The organism is Arthrobacter sp. Bi83, assembly GCF_918698095.1.
In the GTDB taxonomy this organism is placed as follows: domain Bacteria; phylum Actinomycetota; class Actinomycetes; order Actinomycetales; family Micrococcaceae; genus Arthrobacter.
On record NZ_CAKKLY010000098.1, the window covers coordinates 1 to 5,728 of the forward strand.

General features: G+C 55.5%; 3 rRNA genes. All 3 read right to left on the minus strand.

Annotated elements, in window-relative coordinates:
• Position 1 precedes the first annotated feature (1 nt).
• A 5S ribosomal RNA gene (gene rrf, locus LQ144_RS22595) occupies positions 2-118 on the minus strand.
• A gap of 228 nt (positions 119-346) precedes the next feature.
• Positions 347-3,480: ribosomal RNA gene (locus tag LQ144_RS22600) — 23S ribosomal RNA — on the minus strand.
• A 537-nt stretch (positions 3,481-4,017) separates the two neighbouring features.
• Positions 4,018-5,543, minus strand: a 16S ribosomal RNA gene (locus tag LQ144_RS22605).
• The 16S, 23S and 5S rRNA genes sit together here, the layout of an rRNA operon.
• Positions 5,544-5,728: the final 185 nt, after the last annotated feature.

A 5,728-nucleotide genomic window follows, 5' to 3' on the forward strand; every position in this document is an offset into this window, starting at 1 on the left:
TGTCCGGCGGTGACCTACTCTCCCACACCCTCCCGGGTGCAGTACCATCGGCGCTGTGGGTCTTAGCTTCCGGGTTCGGAATGGGACCGGGCGTTTCCCCCACGCTATGACCGCCGTAACCCTTGTACCCGAACCCCCTGGGGGGTTGGGAAATCTGGTGGTTACAACTTCCCGTGCCGTTCCTCTGTTTCGAGGGGTGGCCCAGGGTGTGGTGTTGTGTTATTCAGTTGTTGGTTCTCAAGCAACGGGTTTGTTGGTTGGGAACCACATAGTGGACGCGGGCAGTCTTGTTATCTTCGTACCATTGTGGGTGTGAACGTCTTTTGAATCCGTTCACCAATGGTGTGTGGTGTAAGTTATCGGCCTATTAGTACCGGTCAGCTTCACGAGTCGTTAGTCCTCGCTTCCACATCCGGCCTATCAACCCAGTGGTCTGGCTGGGGGCCTCTCACACACAAGGTGTATGGAAATCTCATCTCGAAGCGAGCTTCCCGCTTAGATGCTTTCAGCGGTTATCCCATCCGAACGTAGCTAATCAGCGGTGCACTTGGCAGTACAACTGACACACCAGAGGTTCGTCCGTCCCGGTCCTCTCGTACTAAGGACAGCCCTTCTCAAATTTCCTGCGCGCGCAGCGGATAGGGACCGAACTGTCTCACGACGTTCTAAACCCAGCTCGCGTACCGCTTTAATGGGCGAACAGCCCAACCCTTGGGACCTACTCCAGCCCCAGGATGCGACGAGCCGACATCGAGGTGCCAAACCATGCCGTCGATATGGACTCTTGGGCAAGATCAGCCTGTTATCCCCGAGGTACCTTTTATCCGTTGAGCGACGGCCATTCCACAATGTACCGCCGGATCACTAGTCCCGACTTTCGTCCCTGCTCGAGATGTCTCTCTCACAGTCAAGCTCCCTTGTGCACTTACACTCGACACCTGATTGCCAACCAGGCTGAGGGAACCTTTGGGCGCCTCCGTTACTTTTTAGGAGGCAACCGCCCCAGTTAAACTACCCATCAGGCACTGTCCCTGACCCGGATTACGGGCCGAAGTTAGATGTCCAAAGTGACCAGAGTGGTATTTCAACGATGACTCCACCCGAACTGGCGTCCGGGCTTCAACGTCTCCCACCTATCCTACACAAGCCACTCCGAACACCAATACCAAACTATAGTAAAGGTCTCGGGGTCTTTCCGTCCTGCTGCGCGTAACGAGCATCTTTACTCGTACTGCAATTTCGCCGAGTTTATGGTTGAGACAGCGGGGAAGTCGTTACTCCATTCGTGCAGGTCGGAACTTACCCGACAAGGAATTTCGCTACCTTAGGATGGTTATAGTTACCACCGCCGTTTACTGGGGCTTGAATTCTCAGCTTCGCCTTGCGGCTAACCGGTCCTCTTAACCTTCCAGCACCGGGCAGGAGTCAGTCCGTATACATCGTCTTGCGACTTCGCACGGACCTGTGTTTTTAGTAAACAGTCGCTTCCCCCTGGTCTCTGCGGCCCCGATCCCCTCCCACCAGCAAGTGGTGTTCAAGGTTGGGGCCCCCCTTCTCCCGAAGTTACGGGGGCATTTTGCCGAGTTCCTTAACCATAATTCTCTCGATCGCCTTAGTATTCTCTACCTGATCACCTGTGTCGGTTTGGGGTACGGGCGGCTAAAACCTCGCGCCGATGCTTTTCTAGGCAGCATAGGATCACCGAATCCCCCCTTACGGGAGTCCCATCAGGTCTCAGGCATCATGAACGGCGGATTTGCCTACCGTTCGCCCTACATCCTTGGACCGGGACAACCATCGCCCGGCTCGGCTACCTTCCTGCGTCACACCTGTTAATACGCTTGCCTCCCAGGATCAGGTCCCGCGCTCCACCAAAAACCGCACACCACAAGGGTGATTGGTCAGGTCTCGGGCGGTTAGTATCCCCTGTTCAGCATGGGCGGTTTTTCGCCGGTACGGGAATATCAACCCGTTGTCCATCGACTACGCCTGTCGGCCTCGCCTTAGGTCCCGACTTACCCAGGGCAGATTAGCTTGACCCTGGAACCCTTGATCATCCGGCGGACGGGTTTCTCACCCGTCTTTCGCTACTCATGCCTGCATTCTCACTCGTGTAGGCTCCACCGCTGGTTTACACCGCGACTTCACTGCCCACACGACGCTCCCCTACCACTCCAGACGCCTGAACCAACCCACGAGGGGCGGCTTAGCTAATATCTGAAATCCACAACTTCGGCGGTGTACTTGAGCCCCGCTACATTGTCGGCGCGGAATCACTTGACCAGTGAGCTATTACGCACTCTTTTAAGGATGGCTGCTTCTAAGCCAACCTCCTGGTTGTCTTCGCAACTCCACATCCTTTCCCACTTAGCACACGCTTAGGGGCCTTAGTTGGTGGTCTGGGCTGTTTCCCTCTCGACTATGAAGCTTATCCCCCACAGTCTCACTGCTGCGCTCTCACTTACCGGCATTCGGAGTTTGGCTGACGTCAGTAACCTTGTAGGGCCCATTAGCCATCCAGTAGCTCTACCTCCGGTAAGAAACACGCAACGCTGCACCTAAATGCATTTCGGGGAGAACCAGCTATCACGAAGTTTGATTGGCCTTTCACCCCTACCCACAGCTCATCCCCTCCATTTTCAACTGAAGTGGGTTCGGTCCTCCACGACGTCTTACCGTCGCTTCAACCTGGCCATGGGTAGATCACTTCGCTTCGGGTCTAGATCACGCCACTGCAACGCCCTGTTCAGACTCGCTTTCGCTACGGCTTCCCCACACGGGTTAACCTCGCGACGTAACACTAACTCGCAGGCTCATTCTTCAAAAGGCACGCCGTCACCAGAATCAGACTGGCTCCGACGGATTGTAAGCACACGGTTTCAGGTACTGTTTCACTCCCCTCCCGGGGTACTTTTCACCTTTCCCTCACGGTACTGGTCCGCTATCGGTCATTAGGGAGTATTTAGGCTTATCAGGTGGTCCTGACAGATTCACACGGGATTTCTCGGGCCCCGTGCTACTTGGGATCCCTCCCAGGCGGTGCACAGCATTACGGTTACGGGGCTCACACCCTCTACGGCCGGCCTTTCAAGACCGTTCACCTATACTCACACTCTCACCCCACTGCCCCGGCAGAGACAGTATGGGAAGTCCCACAACCCCGACCATGCAACGCCCGCCGGCTATCACACATGGAACGGTTTAGCCTGATCCGCGTTCGCTCGCCACTACTGACGGAATCACTATTGTTTTCTCTTCCTGCGGGTACTGAGATGTTTCACTTCCCCGCGTTCCCTCCACGCACCCTATGTGTTCAGATGCGGGTCACCAGGTAACTCGCGCCCCTGGCGGGGTTTCCCCATTCGGACACCCTGGGATCACAGTCCGGTTATCGACTCCCCCAGGCTTATCGCAGATTCCTACGTCCTTCTTCGGCTCCTAATGCCAAGGCATCCACCGTGTGCTCTTAAAAACTTGACCACAAAAGATCAAAAAACTAATTCACGAGAGAACCACGAAAACCAGCCACACCCAACACCACCACCCCAAAAGGATGACACCATCACGCGCAGCCAGATCCAGGTTCATATTCTTGGAAATTGCTTCTTATAAAAGATGCTCGCGTCCACTATGTAGTTCTCAAACAACAACCCCGTACCACACACCCCACACACCAGCCCCCAAAAAAAGGGAACCAACCGTGCATGCTCGGTGCAGCCAGGAAACCAGAAACAAACAAACACCGGGGATAACCCCGGCCCTGTTGCCTCAGGACCCAACAGTGTGCCAAACACTAAACCGCCAGCCCCAACCCCGCACCGTTCCAGGACACCGGCCCCTCCACAAGGGAAGAGAGCATCCGTACTAGGCAGGAAGAAGAAACCCGCGGCCGCTATTCGTTGATATTCCACCCATGAGCACCCGCCGCAGAACAATCGTCTGCGCAACGGGCTTTTACTCCTGACAACCCCTCCACACTCACATACATGAGGCAAGGTGACTGTAGGTGCTCCTTAGAAAGGAGGTGATCCAGCCGCACCTTCCGGTACGGCTACCTTGTTACGACTTAGTCCCAATCGCCAGTCCCACCTTCGACAGCTCCCTCCCACAAGGGGTTAGGCCACCGGCTTCGGGTGTTACCAACTTTCGTGACTTGACGGGCGGTGTGTACAAGGCCCGGGAACGTATTCACCGCAGCGTTGCTGATCTGCGATTACTAGCGACTCCGACTTCATGGGGTCGAGTTGCAGACCCCAATCCGAACTGAGACCGGCTTTTTGGGATTAGCTCCACCTCACAGTATCGCAACCCTTTGTACCGGCCATTGTAGCATGCGTGAAGCCCAAGACATAAGGGGCATGATGATTTGACGTCGTCCCCACCTTCCTCCGAGTTGACCCCGGCAGTCTCCCATGAGTCCCCGCCATTACGCGCTGGCAACATGGAACGAGGGTTGCGCTCGTTGCGGGACTTAACCCAACATCTCACGACACGAGCTGACGACAACCATGCACCACCTGTGAACCGGCCCCAAAGGGGAAGGACTGTTTCCAGCCCGGTCCGGTCCATGTCAAGCCTTGGTAAGGTTCTTCGCGTTGCATCGAATTAATCCGCATGCTCCGCCGCTTGTGCGGGCCCCCGTCAATTCCTTTGAGTTTTAGCCTTGCGGCCGTACTCCCCAGGCGGGGCACTTAATGCGTTAGCTACGGCGCGGAAAACGTGGAATGTCCCCCACACCTAGTGCCCAACGTTTACGGCATGGACTACCAGGGTATCTAATCCTGTTCGCTCCCCATGCTTTCGCTCCTCAGCGTCAGTTAATGCCCAGAGACCTGCCTTCGCCATCGGTGTTCCTCCTGATATCTGCGCATTTCACCGCTACACCAGGAATTCCAGTCTCCCCTACATCACTCTAGTCTGCCCGTACCCACCGCAGATCCGGAGTTGAGCCCCGGACTTTCACGGCAGACGCGACAAACCGCCTACGAGCTCTTTACGCCCAATAATTCCGGATAACGCTTGCGCCCTACGTATTACCGCGGCTGCTGGCACGTAGTTAGCCGGCGCTTCTTCTGCAGGTACCGTCACTTTCGCTTCTTCCCTACTGAAAGAGGTTTACAACCCGAAGGCCGTCATCCCTCACGCGGCGTCGCTGCATCAGGCTTGCGCCCATTGTGCAATATTCCCCACTGCTGCCTCCCGTAGGAGTCTGGGCCGTGTCTCAGTCCCAGTGTGGCCGGTCACCCTCTCAGGCCGGCTACCCGTCGTCGCCTTGGTGAGCCATTACCTCACCAACAAGCTGATAGGCCGCGAGTCCATCCAAAACCACAAAAAGCTTTCCACCCCCCACCATGCGATGAGGAGTCATATCCGGTATTAGACCCAGTTTCCCAGGCTTATCCCAGAGTTAAGGGCAGGTTACTCACGTGTTACTCACCCGTTCGCCACTAATCCCCGGTGCAAGCACCGGATCATCGTTCGACTTGCATGTGTTAAGCACGCCGCCAGCGTTCATCCTGAGCCAGGATCAAACTCTCCGTTGAAAAAAACAGACACAACCAGGAACCACGGGAAAACGCGGAACCAAGCTGCACAAAATTTGAAACCAGCTGTAAAAACCAGACCACACCACAGGGGCGGCGCAACCTGGTCAATTCAACCAATTCATATAAAATAAACCGGTATCAACAAACTTGGCACACTATTGAGTTCTCAAACAACAGACACA